Origin of the sequence: Ensifer sp. ENS07, from assembly GCF_014852185.1 — a bacterium.
Taxonomy (GTDB): Bacteria; Pseudomonadota; Alphaproteobacteria; order Rhizobiales; family Rhizobiaceae; genus Ensifer; species Ensifer adhaerens.
Map to the genome: position 1 here is coordinate 124,782 of NZ_JACVBE010000009.1, position 15,493 is coordinate 140,274.

Consider the following 15,493-nt stretch of genomic DNA (forward strand, 5'->3'; position numbering starts at 1 on the left):
ATTCCTCCGGGGGCATAGATTAGACAGACGGAGGACCCGGAGCATGCTCCGGGCCCGATCGGCACTCTGGGCTTACTTAAGGCCCCAGTATTTGCTGATCAGCTGGTCGAGCGTGCCGTCGTCCTTGATCATCTTCAGGCCTTCGTTGAAAGCCGCAACATTCTCGTCGCCCTTGCGGAAGACGAGGCCGAGCGGATCGGATTCGAGGTCCTTGATGGCAACGACGAGCTCGCCGGCGAACTCGCGCTCGTAGGCAGCCGCATTGGCGCCGTTGATGACGACGCCGTCGACATCCTTGTTTTTCAACGCGATGATCGCGGCGCTGAACGTGTCGTAAGCAGCGACGTTCTCCTTGCCGACGACGCTTTCAGCGACTTGGGCGTCCGTCGTGTTTGCCTGGGCGGAAAGCTTTCTGCCGGCATTCTTGAACGCGTCGAGCGTGATGCCCTGGTCGTCAGCGCGCATGAGCACAGCCTGGCTGTTGACGATGTAGGGATCGGAAAAATCCATCGCCTTCTTGCGTTCCTCAGTGATCGAGACGCCGGAGGCGACGAGGTCGAAGCTGCCCTGGTCGAGGGCTGCGAAGATGCCGTCCCAGCCGGTCGTGATGAATTCGGCCTGGCAGTTGATCTTGGCGCAGACGGCATTGACCACGTCGACATCGAAACCGACCACCTGTCCGGTTGCCGGATCGATGCTCTCCATCGGCGGCGAGGTCGTGTCGGATCCGACCTTCAGCAGTTTGCCGCCGAGATCGGCGGCGTGGGACACGCTCGAAGCAAGGGCTGCTACAGCCAGGGCAATCATCAGTTTCTTCATGGTTCTCCTCCTTGGATGATTAACTTTGGATCAGGCGGCCACCGAGATTATCGGGCTGGCGCGCGATCAGTGTCGGCCTGAAGACCTGCCGCAACACCCCAGGGTCCTCCCCCTCCATACGGCGCAGCAGGAATTGCCCGAGCGTGCGACCGAGCACCTCGATCGGCTGATAGAAAGTCGTGATCGGCGGCGTGAAGTAGGCGCTGACGTTGATGTCGTCATAGGCGATGACGTCAACATCGACGCCGACCTGGCGTCCGAGGCTGCCGAGCCCCGAGAGCACGCCGAGCGTGGTGGATTCGTTGATGCAGACGAAGGCGGTCGGAGCGTCGTCGAGCTGCAGGAAATCGATCACCGTCTGCCGGCCGAAATGGGTCGAGAGGTCGCCTTCGGCAATCAGATCCATCGGGGCTTCCAGGCCGGCCTCGCGAAACGCCCGGACGAAACCGTCGATCCTGTCGAGCGCGTAGGAAAGCCGCCGCTCCGGATTGACGAGCGCGATCCGCCGGTGGCCGCCGGCGATCAGCCGCGCGGTCGCCGCATGCGCTGCCCATTCGTTGTCGATGTCGACATGGGCATAGTTGAGATCCCCGCGGCAGCGCCCCATCGAGACGAACGGGAAATCCTCAGCGACGAGCAGATCGATGCGCGGGTCATCGGCGAGAATACCGGAGAAGATCAGGCCATCGGCAAGCCCCTGATCGACGATGCGGCGCGCCGCGTCCGCGCCATCGGCCGCGTCGCGGATCACGTGCACCGACATGCGGTAGTCGGTGCCATCGAGTGCCTGGCTGATGCCGCTGAGGGTCTGGGTGTATTCGACGCCGTCCCATTCATAGTCGCGTGCCGCAGTCACCGGCATCAGCACTGCGGCCTGAAAGCTCTTGCCGGTGCGAAGCGCCATGCCGCGGGCGTTGGCCTGATAGCCGACCTCACGGGCTGCCTTGTAAATGATGTCTCTTGTCGCCGGCGCGACCACCGGGGATTCGCGCAAGGCCTTCGAGATCGTTGCGATGGAATAGCCCGTCATCTCGGCCAGGGTCTTGATCGTCGGCGTCGGCGTGCGCCGCGCCCTGTGCATCTCAGTCGCCATGCACCCTCCCACGACTCGACCTCTCCTGAACATAGAGGTAACAGCCAATAAAAACGTTTTCAAGAAAAATAAAAACGTTTTTATTTCCGCGTCGCAACAAGCCGCAGCGCGATGCCGGACGCGCGCATCTACGTGCCTAGAACCATAGGGAGGTGATCTAAAGAGTGAATACGCCGCCCGTTAGTGAGCGGTGTAGGCGCCGTCAACGAGATGAACGCTCCCGGTGATGAAACTCGCCTGCTCGGACAACAGGAAACAGATCAGGGCAGCAACCTCATCCGGCGTACCGAGACGACCCATCGGCTGCAGAGACATCATGCGCCTGTTTTTTGCCACGTCAGCATTTTCCGCCGAGAGCGGCGTGTCGATCCAACCAGGCGCCACGGCATTGATACGAATTCCCGTTCGGGCATATTCGATTGCAGCAGCCTTCGTCAGCCCAACCACTGCATGCTTGGCGGCCGTGTAGGCGGCTGCGGCCGGCAGAGCGACAGCGCCCAGAATGGAAGAGGTATTGACGATGGCACCCCCGCCCTGAGCGACCATGGCCGCGATCTCGTACTTCATACAATAGAAGACGCCGTGCAGGTTCACATTCATCAATGCGTGCCAGCCATCAACTGGATAGTCGGCGGTCGCCTTGCGGACCCCATCGACGCCGGCATTGTTGACCGCCAGATGCAGACCGCCGCAGGTCTTAACAGCGAAGGCAACCAGCTTTTCCACGGCGGCAGCGTCAGCAACATCGACGGCAACGTCGTGGGCTGCGCCCCCCTTCGCGCGAAGCTCCGCAACGATGTTGCGCGCGCCCTCAGCGTCGACGTCGGCAGCCACCACTTCTGCCCCCTCGGCAGCGAGTTGCCGACACACGGCTGCGCCAATTCCCGAACCCGCGCCAGTCACGAGCGCTACCTTGCCAGCGAAGCCTAAATTCATGCTGCCATTCCTAATTTACATGTTTCGACCCGTCGAGCGTGCACGACATCGCAAGTCATTTCATGGGCGCACATCGGGCCCCGATCTTCCAACCTGGCTGATGCAACTACACACAAGAATCGCAGCAAATTTTAATCCAATCCATGCATCACACCCATCCTCTCGTTCCAGATATACAATCCTTTTCGTTCATCCCCTGGGACGCAGAAAAAATATTAAGCGTCATCTGATTATCTGCTTGCAAGCCTCACCTGATTCATTGGAACTTGGCCAGGCAATATTGTAATGCTAGAAAGATTCGGGGCGTACCATTTTTCTCAGCAGGTAAAGATGGACAATCACCGCATTACACGGAGACTCCTGTTAATCGGCAGCCTTGGCTTGTTGGCGGGATGCAGTTCAACTTGGCAAGGCGTCTCCTTTCCGTCCCTATACGGCGGCACCCCGGGCGTTGATCGTCGCTACCGAAAACGGCACGTCCGATATGACGGCAACGAGCCGGCCGGAACGATCCTTGTCGACACATCGCAACGCTACCTCTACTCGATCGAAAGTGGTGGGTGGGCGATGCGCTACGGAATCGGCGTCGGAGAAGAAGGCCTAACCCTCAAGGGGCGGGCAGTTGTCGGTCGAAAGGCGGAATGGCCGACATGGACACCGACGGCAAGCATGATCCGACGCAAGCCGGAATTGGCGCAATACGCCGGTGGCGTTACAGGCGGCCCTCACAACCCGCTAGGGGCGTCGGCTCTATACCTTTATCGCAATGGACAGGACACCAAGTTCCGCCTCCACGGTACAAATGCGCCCTGGACAATAGGGCAAGCCGTTTCCAACGGCTGCATCCGCCTCACCAACGAGGACATCGTCGACCTATACGCACGGACACCGATTGGAACTTCGGTATTGATCATTTGAAGCCGTACTCTATCTGAGTTTGACATTGGAGTAGGGCCCAGCACGCTTTGATGGATTATTTAAACTTCGGTAACGATAAACCGACCAACGAGCGTGTTATTTCTGCACTAGGACGAATCTCGAATTGCCGGTAATACTATGAATGTAGCCTTCGAATAACCATTCCGACAACAGAGGAAAGGAAATATTGATGAGCCGAATTCTAATCGTGACAGTTGCGTTGCTTTCCGTGGCCAGCCTCGCCGCTTGCGGGACAATCGGTAAAGGCAAAGGCAAGGCGCCACCACCGGTGGCTGAAGAACCAGCGCCCGTTTACAAATAGTCACTGACCTTAGTTCGGGGAGGACCTCACAGTCCTTCCCGCCCTGTCTGACCGTGGCCGGCTTGGCCACATTTCGCGGCGCGAATCGAAATCCACCAGTCGCACCTTCGCAGCCTGATCAGAATTTGGGAGACATCGCGCAGAAATGACTCGTTCACGAGGTCGTATTTCGTTCGCCGTCCTGGCCGCAATCGCGGTTACGGCGTGTCAATCGCAGGACAAGGGCCCTCAGCCGCGATTCGTCTCAAGCTACGCGGGCACAACGTCACAACAGCGCGATCAGGGCTATTTCATTGAGTTCCGCTCTCGTTATGCCCTCAGTTACGGTCACTCCTACGTAATTTTTGGCCGGCTCAGCAAGTCTGGAGCAATGGTCAATCCAGAAGTTGCGGGGCTTGCCCCAGCGACAAACGATACCGCTCCCTATGTAATTGGTCACGTTTTGCCGGTGCCGGCCGAAACTGGCGCCAGTGACGGTGATCTGGAGGAACAGTACAGGTCCGCGAGCTGGCGCGTCATGTTGACGGAAGCGGAGTATCGCGACGTCGTTGCCAAGATCCGAAAGCTCAAGTCCGAAGCCCGCTTCTGGCAGGCGTCAATCTACAACTGCAACGCTTTCGTCGCCGACATCGCCCGCTCCATGGGCTACAAGACACCAGGCATCTGGCTCAGGCCCCAGCAGTTCATCACGAGACTACGCGAGATGAACGGCGGATAGGCTGAAAGAACACGCGCACCCCTCCGAACGGTCAACAAGGACCGCTTGCGCCATCATCGGCTGCCATCACCACCCTTGGCTGCTGATTATGGGTATCGGTTGGCCGTCGACGTTTCGGTACCTTGTCAGGTCGAGGCGGCGCGTGGCAGTCTCACCTACGCTTGCCGCTTCGGTGATCGAACCCTGCAGCAAAAGAGCTTGAGTGAAACAACGTGAACATGTCTGTCGCTTCCATTGGCGAAATCGTCTGGGTCATAGGCATCATTGCCTGGTACGTTATCCGTTATCCCTTTGAGCGCCGGGCAAAGCGCGTGCGGGTGATGAGCAGTCGTCGCTCGGCGAGCGATACGATCGGTCTGGCCGCTGCGTTGGCGGGCCTTGCGATTTTGCCCGGATTGTATGTTGCAACGGGAATCCCCGCTTTCGCCGACTATACGGGGCGCCCATGGTCGGTGGGTCTTGGCGGCGTCATCTTCGCCTTGGCTCTATGGACGTTCCGCCGCACCCACAAGGAACTCGGCCGAAACTGGTCGATCTCGCTGGAAATTCGCGAAAAACATCAGTTGATCTGCGGGGGCCCTTACGCCCTCGTGCGCCATCCGATGTACACCAGTTTCCTGCTCATGGGCGTTGGCCAGCTGTTTCTGCTGTCGAACTGGGTGGCTGGCCTCGTGGGTGTCCTTGGCTTCGCTGTGCTTTTCTTCCTGCGTGTAAGCAAGGAGGAGCGCCTGATGCTGGAATTCTTCGGGCCCGAATATCGCGCTTACATGGACAGGACGAAGCGAATTATACCCTATATCTATTAGAGGTGGCACTATGCGCGGCCGACCGATCAAGCTTTCCGCCGCACGACGCCTCGTCGGCGATCTGATGCGATTTTCCATCGGCGTGCCGCGGGTCACGGTGCAACGGCAGATGGACATCAGCGCGTTGCACAAAGCCCGGGCAGGCCGACCTGACCGGCCATCGTGGATGGTGTTGTTTCTCAAGGGTTACGGGTTACTCTCGATGGAGACACCCGAGTTTCGCCGGGCTTATGTCAAGCTTCCGAGACCGCAACTCTATGAGTATCCCGGAAGCATCGCGTCCGTGGCGCACGAGCGCGAGCACGAAGGCGAACGGGTCGTCCTTCTCAGCACGATCAAGCAACCCGAGAGGCGGTCCCTTGCCGAATTGAGCGCCCTGCTCCAGGAGGCCCGGTCCCGCCCCGTGCTCGAGATCAGGGAATTCCGGCGGGCGTTGAAGATTGCACGCCTGCCCGCGCCGTTGCGGCGGCTGCTGATGTGGCTCAGCCTGAACATGGGGCGCCAGCGGGGCCACCGCTTCGGCACCTTCCAATTGTCGGTCTATTCCGGCCTGGGTGCGGAGTCGCTTAATCCGCTGACGCCTTTGACGACCATCTTCAACTATGGGCCGATCGGTGACGACGGATCGGTCACGGTCAGGATCCACTATGACCACCGCGTCATGGACGGCGCCAACGTCGCGCGAGCCCTGGCGCGTTTCGAGGAAATATTGAACGGTGAGATCGCCGACGAGGTGGCGATCCTTTCCGAAGTTGACAAGCCGCCAATCGCTACGCCGGAGCCATCGGCATGACATCGCAGCAGTCACCACGACCCGCCATTGTCGTTGTCGGAGCGTCCCGGGGCATAGGCAGGGCAATTGCCGAACTTGCCGCACGAGACGGCGCGCCGGTCGTTCTGGTCGCGCGATCCATCGAAAGCTTGCACGTCGTGCAGGCCGCGATCGGACAGGCGGGCGGCGAGGCATTCTCCCTGCCGGTCGATCTGGCCTCGCCCGATGCCGCGCGCATTCTCGACGAATTTCTTTCGCGCGAAGGCCTCGTCTGCGACGTTCTTGTCAACAGTGCCGGCTATGGCCTGCGCGGCGCGGCGACCGCTTTGCCGATTGCCGACCAGATTGGAATGATCGACGTCAATGTGCGTGCGCTTGCGGCCCTTACTTTGCACCTGTTGCCGGGCATGGTCGCGCGCGGCCGCGGCGGCATCATCAATCTAGCCTCGGTCGCGAGTTTTACGCCCGGCCCGTACATGGCAATGTATTATGCGAGCAAAGCCTTCGTTCGTTCGTTCTCCGAAGCGCTATACCAGGAGACGCGAAGGACCGGCGTAACTGTGACCTGCGTTGCGCCGGGACCGGTATCGACCGAGTTCCTCGAAAAATCCGGCGCCAACAGGGCTGCCTTGTTCAAGGCGCTCCCGAAAGCCACTCCGGAATACGTGGCAAAATGCGCCTGGCGCGGCTTCAAGGCGCGCCGGCGGCTGGTCATTCCCGGCATTTCCGCCAGGCTGGCAATCCTGATGGCGGGCCTCCTTCCCTCCGCAGCGCTCTTGCCGCTTGTTGGTCGCCTGCAACTGCGCGGCAACGACCCCTGCCCCTGCGGATCTGGCAAGCAACTGAAGCACTGCTGCCGCACAGGCCACGCCAAAGGTGGAACCGCCCCGGCTTGATCCGGCTCCGCAGCCTGCTTCTCGTCAGGTCGTTCACCAAAGTGCACAGGGAGCGGACTTCGGCCATGGCCACGATCAGTGGGCTTCGGCACCGGCAGAGAGGAAATTTGCCTCCCACTCACTTTCCGGAATTTCGTCACCAACCTGAAACTCAAATGCGGCGACGCTTTTGATATCCGGCGCCACGGCGCAGCCAAATTTGATGTTAAACCAGCGCCCCTTGCTGCGAAAGGCGGCGCCATCGGCGCGGAGGTTCCGCCCAACCAAGACGATATCCGACGTGGCGTAGGCGACGAGCAGGTCGGGGGTAAAGTCAACGCGCCAGCGATGAACCTGCTCCATCGCCTCGAGATTGCAGAGCTGGACAATCTGTTCATCGGCGGTGAGCTGTGACAGCCCTTCCAGCGCCTGTCTGCTGCGTGGATCAGCCAGTATCGCCGCCGAGAAGAACCGCTTCGCTTGCACCATCGGCTGGGCAGCCGGCGGTAGCGTGGCTGTTTCCGCGGCAGGCGCCGTCTCCGGAACGGAATGCGCGACGGGCGGCGCATTTTGCGGTCCGAGCACGGGCTGCACCACCTCAGGGCGTGGGAGCGGCAATTCCAGTATCTGAACGGCGATCCCCTCGTCCGGGCTCGGAACAGGTGGCCGCGGTGACGGGAGGAGGAAAAGCACCGACACGGCGAACGCATGGAGGATGAGAGCAAGCGTTAGGCTTGGCCAGATCGGTGTCTCATTGCGACGATGCTTTACTGCTTGCACCGATCAGATCATCCCATGCGCGACATTAGGGCCGGAAGCATCACGACGACGGCTCCTGACGCAGGCGACACTAACAGCAACTCGAAGATAGAAAAGCCGCCGCCAACAACCTGTCAGCGACGGCTCGAAATACTGGCCTGGGCTACGCCCGGTATCAATCCATGTCGTCGTTGTCGGGCGCGCTCATATGGTCGCGGTTGCCGTAGATGATCTCGCGCTTGCCGACGTGGTTCGCCGACCCGACGAGGCCTTCCTTTTCCATGCGCTCGACCAGCGAGGCAGCACGGTTGTAGCCGACGCCAAGGCGGCGCTGGATGTAGGAGGTCGAGCACTTCTTGTCGCGCAGGACCACCTTGACGGCCTGGTCGTAGAGTTCGTTGCCGTCTTCCGACGCAAGCGCGCTCTTGTCGAAGACCGGGGTCTCTTCCTGCGGCTCTTCTTCCTCTTCTTCCGCCGTGACGGTGTCGAGATATTCCGGGCGTCCCTGCGTCTTCAGATGTGCGACGACGTGTTCAACCTCAAGATCCGAAACGAACGGGCCATGGACACGGGCTATACGTCCGCCGCCCTGCATGTGCAGCATGTCGCCCTGGCCGAGCAGCTGCTCGGCACCCTGCTCGCCAAGGATCGTGCGGCTGTCGATCTTCGAGGTCACCTGGAACGAGATGCGGGTCGGGAAGTTCGCCTTGATCGTGCCGGTGATGACATCGACCGAAGGACGCTGCGTCGCCATGATCAGGTGGATACCGGCAGCACGCGCCATCTGCGCCAGCCTCTGGATCGCGCCTTCGATTTCCTTGCCAGCGACCATCATCAGGTCGGCCATTTCGTCGACGATGACGACGATGTAGGGCATCGGCGCCAGGTCCATTTCCTGCTGTTCGAACAGCGGCTCGCCGGTGCCCTTTTCGAAACCGGTCTGCACCGTGCACATCACCGGTTCGCCCTTTTCACGGGCAGCGGCGGCGCGCTGGTTGTAGCCGTCGATATTGCGCACACCGAGCCGCGACATCTTGCGGTAGCGGTCTTCCATCTCGCGGACGGCCCACTTCAGCGCCATGACCGCCTTCTTGGGGTCGGTAACGACGGGGGTGAGCAGATGCGGGATGCCGTCATAGACGGAGAGTTCGAGCATCTTCGGATCGACCATGATCAGGCGGCACTGATCCGGGCTCAACCGATAGAGCAGCGACAGGATCATGGTGTTGATCGCGACCGACTTGCCCGAGCCGGTGGTGCCGGCGACGAGCAGATGCGGCATCTTCGCAAGCTCTGCGATGACAGGCTCGCCGCCGATCGTCTTGCCCAGGCAAAGCGCCAGCTTGTAGCCGGTCTTGCGGAAATCGACAGATTCGATCAGCTCGCGGAAATAGACGGTCTCGCGGGTGGCATTCGGCAGTTCGATACCGATGACGTTGCGGCCGGGCACGACCGCGACGCGGGCCGAAAGCGCCGACATGGAGCGGGCGATATCGTCGGCAAGGTTGATGACGCGCGACGATTTCACACCGGGCGCCGGCTCGAATTCGTAGAGCGTGACGACCGGGCCGGGGCGAACATGGATGATTTCACCCTTGACGCCGAAATCTTCGAGCACGCTTTCGAGCAGGCCGGCATTCTGTTCCAGCTGCTCCTGCGTCATGAAGAAGCCCTGACCGACGGGCGCTTCCTGCAGCAGTTCCTCGGATGGGAACTCGTAGCCGTCGGCGCTCGGCGCGCGGTCGGTCGAGCCGATGGCCGGCATGTTGCTGGGCGCGCGGGTGACCTGCGCCGGCATGGTGATGGCCGCCTTCGTGGCAACCGGCGTCGGCTGTTCGATTTCGACCGGTTCGACGTCAATGATTTCAGCGGCGGCTACAGTCACCGGTTCTTCAGCCATGGCAACCGGAGCTGGCGCAACGTCGGCAACGGCCTCAGCGGCGGCGGCGGGCGGTTGCTGTGCTGGCACATCCTCCGGCTTTGCGCCGCGGACATCGACAACGCGGAACAGCGAGGTGATCGCCGTCGGCGGCATACGGCGGATTTCAACCGGACGCACGGGTGCTGGCGGTGTCACCGCAACGGCAGCAAAGGCAGCGGGAGTGACGACAGGCGTCATCGGTGTCGGGGCGGGCGTCTCGACAAAGGGCTTCGGATGGGTGGCTTCCGTACCGGCAACCTCAGCATCGTCGGCCGGGCCGAATTCGAAGAAGGCGAAATCCGACAGGAAGACAGAATGCGCAGCGCCCTGATCGACGGAAGCGTCGCCTGCCTGAGCGGGCGCGGGTTGGACTTCGGCGACCGGCGCGGAAACGGCGATCTGCGTCGTCAGAACGGGCGCAAGGGCTACGCTCTCGTCGGCCGGAGCTTCGACACGCGCGAGCATGGCCGGCTCGATCGTGTTTTGCGCGGCGGTCCAAGTGGGCAACTGGTTGGTCAGCATGCGCAACAGTTCGGACGGGCTGTAGGACGGCAGCGCGACCTCGGCCAGCGGCGCCTCGTCAGCAGCAACGGCCGAAGCTTCCGTCTGTACCGGCTCGACCGTGGCCGTCGCGACGGGCTCAACGGTTTCCACCAAGACCGCAGCAGGCTCCGCCGCCACCGCGACGATCGCCTCTTCGACTTCGGTTGCCGTTTCGCCTTCTTCGACCTGCGGCGCGCGTCGCTTCATGAATTCGCGCTCGGGCGTGCGGGTGAAGCGCACGTTCGGCGCCAGGAAGAAATGGCTCTCCCAGGTGGAATCGCCGTAGTGGCCGGCAATCTCCGAAAGGGTCGGCAAGGGTTCGCTCATCGTCGACGTCACCTGTGCAGGAGCGTAGGCGGAACCCTGCCCATAGAGGCGGGTCGCACGGCTCGTGGTTTCAGCCTGCTGGTTCGCCGGCCGGCGAGGCGCCGCCGGCGCCTCGTACAACTGATAGGGGTCGGCGGGTTCCGCCTCATGGGTGGGCATACCGCTCAACGCATCATCCTGCGGACCATTGAAATAATCCGCCTGGTTTGCATCATGCAAAGCAGCCTGTGAGAAGTTTGTCCTGGGAATACGCATGGGTCCTGGAAGAGCTAGAGACATCGCCGCGGGGCCTTCTAAGCGATAGGAAATGAAGGTTAACAAGTCCCTTCCAACGCCCCGTTTCGAACCGGGATCCGTGGTCGATTGCTGCCTTTCTGTGGGCTCCATGCAACGGCAATGCCCGACGCCCCAAGGCCGCCGCGACATCCCGTCGCCGGCCTCACACGGCCGAAAATATTTCTTGGATGGGGGCGACAGCGGCGATCGCACGGGGATGCTCGCGGCGGCCTACCATCGGCTCCGCCGGGAAAACGAATCGGGCCTGCGTGAGAGCGTCACGCAGGCCCGATTGGAACTTTCAGAAGGGCAGACTTCGTTCAGCCTTCGCGGCCCGCCGCGAACACCGCATGCTGCTTGGCAAGCAGTTCGACGACCTCGTCGATGAAGGCTGGATCGACATCGACTGAGAACTCGATGCGGGCATTCTTGCCGTCGCGCTTGAGCTTGGCAAAGGCGCGTCCGCCGGCGTCGACCAGCGTCTCCGGCTTGGCCGCTGCGTCCGGCTTCGGTTTGCGCGACAGGCGCGCGAAGACGATCTGGAACCGCTGGTCGCTTTCGGCTTCGAGGAAGCGGCGCGAGCGGCACTCCTCCTGCGCCAGTTCGACGGTCACCATGTCCTCAAGCAGCGCGCCGAAGGCCATCCAGCGTTCGCGGCCGACCTTCGGTGCCGGGCCGATCGCGCGGGCAATCGCCGGCGGCACGCCTTCGGCCACCTGCAGGAGGCGCGACAGCTCGCTCTTCTGCACGGCGAGCGCCTCGCCGATCACCTTCCGGTCGAAGCCGCGGTCGGCGAGCGCCGACGCAAACATGGCACGCTCGATGAAGGACAGGTTGCGCCGCTCGGCGTTTTCCTTGCCCTGCGCCAGCACCAGCTCGTCGTCAGTCAGCGGCCGGACGATGGCCTTGACCTTGGTGCCGAGGCTGCGCACGGCATTGAGACGACGATGGCCGTAGGCGGTCTGGTAGCGGCCTTGCTTCTGCGGGTGCGGGCGCACGAGGATCGGCGACTGCTGGCCGCTGTCGCGGATACTGTCGGCGAGCGCCAGGAATTCCGGATCGTCGGTCTCGCCGTCGGTCAGGCGGTCGCCGACGAAAGACGCATCGATCAGCTCCGGATCAAGCTCGACGACGCGCTCGCCCTGATGCAGGGCCTCGCGCAGCGCCCGGGCCTCTTCCGCCTCGCGGGTGATACTCCCAAGCGAAAGCCCCATGGCCTTGATCGCGCCGGAGGCGGCCCGCGGCACGTCGGCCTGGGCGGCGGGGACCACGACTGGCTTTGCCGGCTGCACGCTTGGTGCGGCGGGCGCCTTGTCATCCGCTTCCGCGGCAGGCGCCGCCGGGGCGACATTGCCGGAAAAGAGTGCGCGCAGTTCGTTCTTGCGGTTGCCAGCCATGTCGGTCAGCGCCCCCAGGCCGCGTGAATGAGCGTTTCGATCTCGCCGTTGACGGCGTTCAGCGATTCGATCGCGCGGTCATAGGTGGCGCGGGTAAAATTCTCGCGTCCGACCTCGTAGAGCGTCTGCTTCGTCAGGCCGGCATCGGAAACCGCGGTGGACTTCACCATGGCCGAGGTCAACACCCGGTCGCCGAAGAGCGAACGCATGAAGCCGACAATCTGGGCCTGCGGCCCGTCGTTCGGCTCGAAGCGGGTGACGAGGTAGCGCAGGAAGTCGAAGTTGAGTTCGCCACCGGCCTCGCGCACGACGCTCAGGAGGTCCGACGTCATGTAGAGAAACTGGTTCATCGAGGCGACGTCGAGCATCTGCGGATGCACGGTGACGACGACGGACGTCGAGGCGCAGAGCGCTGACAGCGTCAGATAGCCGAGCTGCGGCGGGCAGTCGATGATGACGACGTCATAGTCGTCGGCGACGCTCGCAAGGGCGGCCTGCACGCGGGCGAAGAACAGCGGGCCAGCGTCCGTGCCATTGTGACGGGCGCTCAGTGCCTGCGGCGTCGTGTGCTCGAACTCCTGCAGTTCGAGATTTCCCGGCACGAGATCGAGGCCGTCGAAATAGGTCTTGCGGATGATGTCCTTCAACGGCCGCGCCTCGGCGTCGTAGCGGATCGCGCCATAGAGCGTGTCGTTGCCGGTAAGGTCGAGTTCCGGCTGGTAACCGAAGAGTGCGGACAGCGAGGCCTGCGGGTCGAGGTCGACGGCGAGCACGCGGTGGCCGGTCAACGCCAGATATTGCGCGATATGCACCGACGATGTGGTCTTGCCGGAGCCGCCCTTGAAGTTGGTGACCGAGATCACCTGCAGGTGTTCGCCCGCTTCCGCATCGCGCCACTTGAGATAGCTGCGCGCCTTGGCGGCATTGCCCTTGGCAAGCGCCTGTTCGGCCAAGTGCCGGCGAAGCGCATTGATGTCGGAGAGTGAATAGGAGCGGCGGCCGCCAAGCCCGGTATCGGGCTGCGGACCTTCACCCGCAAGCGAGAGCTGGCGCAGATAGCCGTCAGAAACGCCGATCAGCTTGGCCGCCTCGCCCGAGGTGAAGCTGCGCAATGTCTTCATCGCCGTCGGCGCGAACAGGCGCTCGCGCATCGCCTTCAACTGTTCGGAAAGCGCGCGGGCATCGGCCGCGATCGCTTCGTCGGCCGGACGGCGTGCCTGGGAGTGACCCGCGTCCTGTCTTGCCTGGGTTGCCGTCATATTCATTCTGCCATACTCCTTGCGCGCGTCAGCGGCCCAACGGCGCCACATCACGCTAACAGAGATTCAATTCAAATACGGCCAATCGGCACTTATTCGGAAAACTCCGTAACAGAGATGCCGGAGCCTGCGATTCGCGTCAAGAGTCTGGCGCCATTCAAAGGCGCGTGCACTCGCCGGGCAGACGTTCCGGACGCCGACAAAACGAAACGCCCGCGGGGTGGCGCGGGCGTTTGCAGGCATCGAAAAAATGATTTCAGAGTTTCGGACCGATATGATCCGGGATCGGGCATTGGTAGGGCTTGCCCTCGGTCTTTTCACGCCACTCGGCCTTTGCCCGTGCCAAAAGATCGGCATCGAGGATCAGGTCGAGGCCGGTCGTGGCCAGTGATTTTGCCGCGTGGGCGAAAGCCTTGTGGGCGGCCGGGCTCTTGCCCTGCGCCACCACCTGCCAGGTGTGCGGCGCCGTGCCGATCGCCCAGGCGGGCGCCCAGCATTGCGCGGTCGGCGTGATCCAGCTGACGTCGCCGACATCGGTCGAGCCGGCGCGGAAATGCGACTGGCCCTCGAAATCGCGAAGGCCGAGATGCAGACCGGTCGAACCGTCCATGCGGCTGTTCGCAAAAACATCGCCCTTGATCTGGTAAAGCCGGATGCTGCTCGAAATTGCTTCCTGCGTCAGCGTCTTCTGGATGTCCTTGGCAAAGGCGATATCGGCCTCGTCGAAGGGAACCGGCCCGAGCGCCGCCATGTTGTCGTGGATCGCCGTTTCCAGCGCGATGTTGGGCAGCAGATTGGTCGCCGCCCGGTCAAAGACGATCTCGACCTCGGTCTCCGTCATCATCGCCGCCCCCTTGGCGATCTTGTCGATGCGGGCAGCGAGCGCCAAGGCCTCCGGCATCTGCGGCGCCCGCACGAGATAGAGCGCCTCGGCGCGGGCCTGGACGACGTTTGCCGCCTTGCCGCCGGCATCGGTGATCGCATAGTGCACGCGGCAATCCTGCGGCATGTGCTCCCTCAGGAAGTTGACGCCGACATTCATCAGTTCCAGCGCGTCGAGCGCGCTGCGGCCGAGATGGGCACCGTTCGATGCGTGCGCGGCGACGCCCTTGAAGCGGTAATTGATTTCAAGAACGGCGAGATTGTTGGTCGAGCGTACGCCGTTGAAGGGTGCCGGGTGCCAGGTCAGCGCCGTATCGACATCAGCGAAGATGCCGGCGCGTGCCATGAAGGTCTTGCCGGAACCGCCCTCCTCGCCGGGGCAGCCGTAATAGCGCACCGTGCCCGGCAAGTCGTTTTCCTTGAGGTAGCGGGCAAGCGCGACGGCAGCGAGCAGCGAACCCGTGCCGAGCAGATTGTGGCCGCAGCCATGGCCCGTACCGCCCTCAGTGAGCGCTTTCGCCTCGGCGACGCCGGCCACCTGGCTCAGACCCGCAAGCGCGTCGAACTCACCAAGAAAGGCGATCACCGGCAGGCCCTGCCCGCTCTCGCCGACGAAGGCGGTATCGATGTCCGCCAGTCCGCGCGACACGCGAAACCCATGCTTCTCCAGCATGGCGATCTGCGTCGCTACCGACTTTTCCTCATGAAAACTCAGTTCCGCATGGTCCCAGATCGCGTCGCTCATTTCGGCGAATTCGGGCTTCAGCGCTTCGATCGTGTCGACAAGGGCGGTCCGGGCGGCTGGATTTGGCATCAATCATCCTTTTGCGACGGCGCGGGGCGCGGTCGCATCAGCAGTTTTGTCTAAGG

The 15,493-nt window shown here is 62.4% G+C and carries 14 protein-coding genes; 6 read left to right on the forward strand and 8 right to left on the reverse strand.

Annotation, left to right across the window (positions count from 1 at the left end):
- Nucleotides 1–72: 72 nt before the first annotated feature.
- The 3 genes from IB277_RS24575 to IB277_RS24585 all read right to left on the reverse strand — a co-directional run bounded on the left by IB277_RS24575 (nucleotide 73) and on the right by IB277_RS24585 (nucleotide 2,848).
- Complete coding sequence (locus IB277_RS24575) at nucleotides 73–819, reverse strand: transporter substrate-binding domain-containing protein (RefSeq protein WP_034805816.1); 747 nt, start codon at nucleotides 817–819, stop codon at nucleotides 73–75.
- A 19-nt stretch (nucleotides 820–838) separates the two neighbouring features.
- Entirely contained in the window at nucleotides 839–1,912 is a 1,074-nt protein-coding gene (locus IB277_RS24580; RefSeq protein WP_234824450.1) for a LacI family DNA-binding transcriptional regulator, read from the reverse strand.
- Nucleotides 1,913–2,092: 180 nt separating this feature from the next.
- A complete protein-coding gene (locus IB277_RS24585) occupies nucleotides 2,093–2,848 on the reverse strand; it encodes an SDR family NAD(P)-dependent oxidoreductase (protein WP_034805810.1) in 756 nt (251 codons plus the stop codon).
- A gap of 330 nt (nucleotides 2,849–3,178) precedes the next feature.
- On the opposite strand from IB277_RS24585, the gene IB277_RS24590 reads away from it, so the two are divergent.
- The 6 genes from IB277_RS24590 (at nucleotide 3,179) to IB277_RS24610 (ending at nucleotide 7,280) form a co-directional block, all read left to right on the forward strand.
- A complete protein-coding gene (locus tag IB277_RS24590; RefSeq protein WP_060530487.1) occupies nucleotides 3,179–3,766 on the forward strand; it encodes a L,D-transpeptidase in 588 nt (195 codons plus the stop codon).
- A gap of 190 nt (nucleotides 3,767–3,956) precedes the next feature.
- Nucleotides 3,957–4,088, forward strand: coding sequence for an ABC transporter (locus IB277_RS38230; protein ID WP_077963089.1), 132 nt, complete (start codon nucleotides 3,957–3,959; stop codon nucleotides 4,086–4,088).
- Between the two features lie 145 nt (nucleotides 4,089–4,233).
- Nucleotides 4,234–4,806, forward strand: a complete 573-nt coding sequence (locus tag IB277_RS24595) for a hypothetical protein (protein ID WP_060581005.1) — start codon at nucleotides 4,234–4,236, stop codon at nucleotides 4,804–4,806.
- A 218-nt stretch (nucleotides 4,807–5,024) separates the two neighbouring features.
- Complete coding sequence (locus IB277_RS24600) at nucleotides 5,025–5,612, forward strand: protein-S-isoprenylcysteine O-methyltransferase (protein WP_034805804.1); 588 nt, start codon at nucleotides 5,025–5,027, stop codon at nucleotides 5,610–5,612.
- Between the two features lie 10 nt (nucleotides 5,613–5,622).
- Nucleotides 5,623–6,405 carry a hypothetical protein gene (locus IB277_RS24605; RefSeq protein ID WP_060644690.1) on the forward strand — a complete coding sequence of 261 codons (783 nt, stop codon included), beginning with the start codon at nucleotides 5,623–5,625 and terminating at the stop codon, nucleotides 6,403–6,405.
- Nucleotides 6,402–7,280, forward strand: coding sequence for an SDR family NAD(P)-dependent oxidoreductase (locus tag IB277_RS24610; protein ID WP_112975528.1), 879 nt, complete (start codon nucleotides 6,402–6,404; stop codon nucleotides 7,278–7,280). Before IB277_RS24605 ends, IB277_RS24610 begins: the two co-directional genes overlap by 4 nt.
- A 75-nt stretch (nucleotides 7,281–7,355) precedes the next feature.
- Here the strand turns inward: IB277_RS24610 and IB277_RS38975 are convergent, their stop codons facing one another.
- The 5 genes from IB277_RS38975 to IB277_RS24635 all read right to left on the reverse strand — a co-directional run bounded on the left by IB277_RS38975 (nucleotide 7,356) and on the right by IB277_RS24635 (nucleotide 15,437).
- Entirely contained in the window at nucleotides 7,356–8,039 is a 684-nt protein-coding gene (locus IB277_RS38975; RefSeq protein ID WP_371813668.1) for a DUF930 domain-containing protein, read from the reverse strand.
- A gap of 154 nt (nucleotides 8,040–8,193) precedes the next feature.
- Complete coding sequence (locus tag IB277_RS24620; protein ID WP_192371988.1) at nucleotides 8,194–11,064, reverse strand: DNA translocase FtsK; 2,871 nt, start codon at nucleotides 11,062–11,064, stop codon at nucleotides 8,194–8,196.
- A 341-nt stretch (nucleotides 11,065–11,405) separates the two neighbouring features.
- Nucleotides 11,406–12,482, reverse strand: coding sequence for a plasmid partitioning protein RepB (gene repB / locus IB277_RS24625; protein ID WP_034805797.1), 1,077 nt, complete (start codon nucleotides 12,480–12,482; stop codon nucleotides 11,406–11,408).
- A gap of 5 nt (nucleotides 12,483–12,487) precedes the next feature.
- A complete protein-coding gene (repA, locus tag IB277_RS24630; RefSeq protein ID WP_034805794.1) occupies nucleotides 12,488–13,747 on the reverse strand; it encodes a plasmid partitioning protein RepA in 1,260 nt (419 codons plus the stop codon).
- A gap of 250 nt (nucleotides 13,748–13,997) precedes the next feature.
- A complete protein-coding gene (locus IB277_RS24635; protein ID WP_192371989.1) occupies nucleotides 13,998–15,437 on the reverse strand; it encodes a M20 family metallopeptidase in 1,440 nt (479 codons plus the stop codon).
- Nucleotides 15,438–15,493 lie beyond the last annotated feature (56 nt).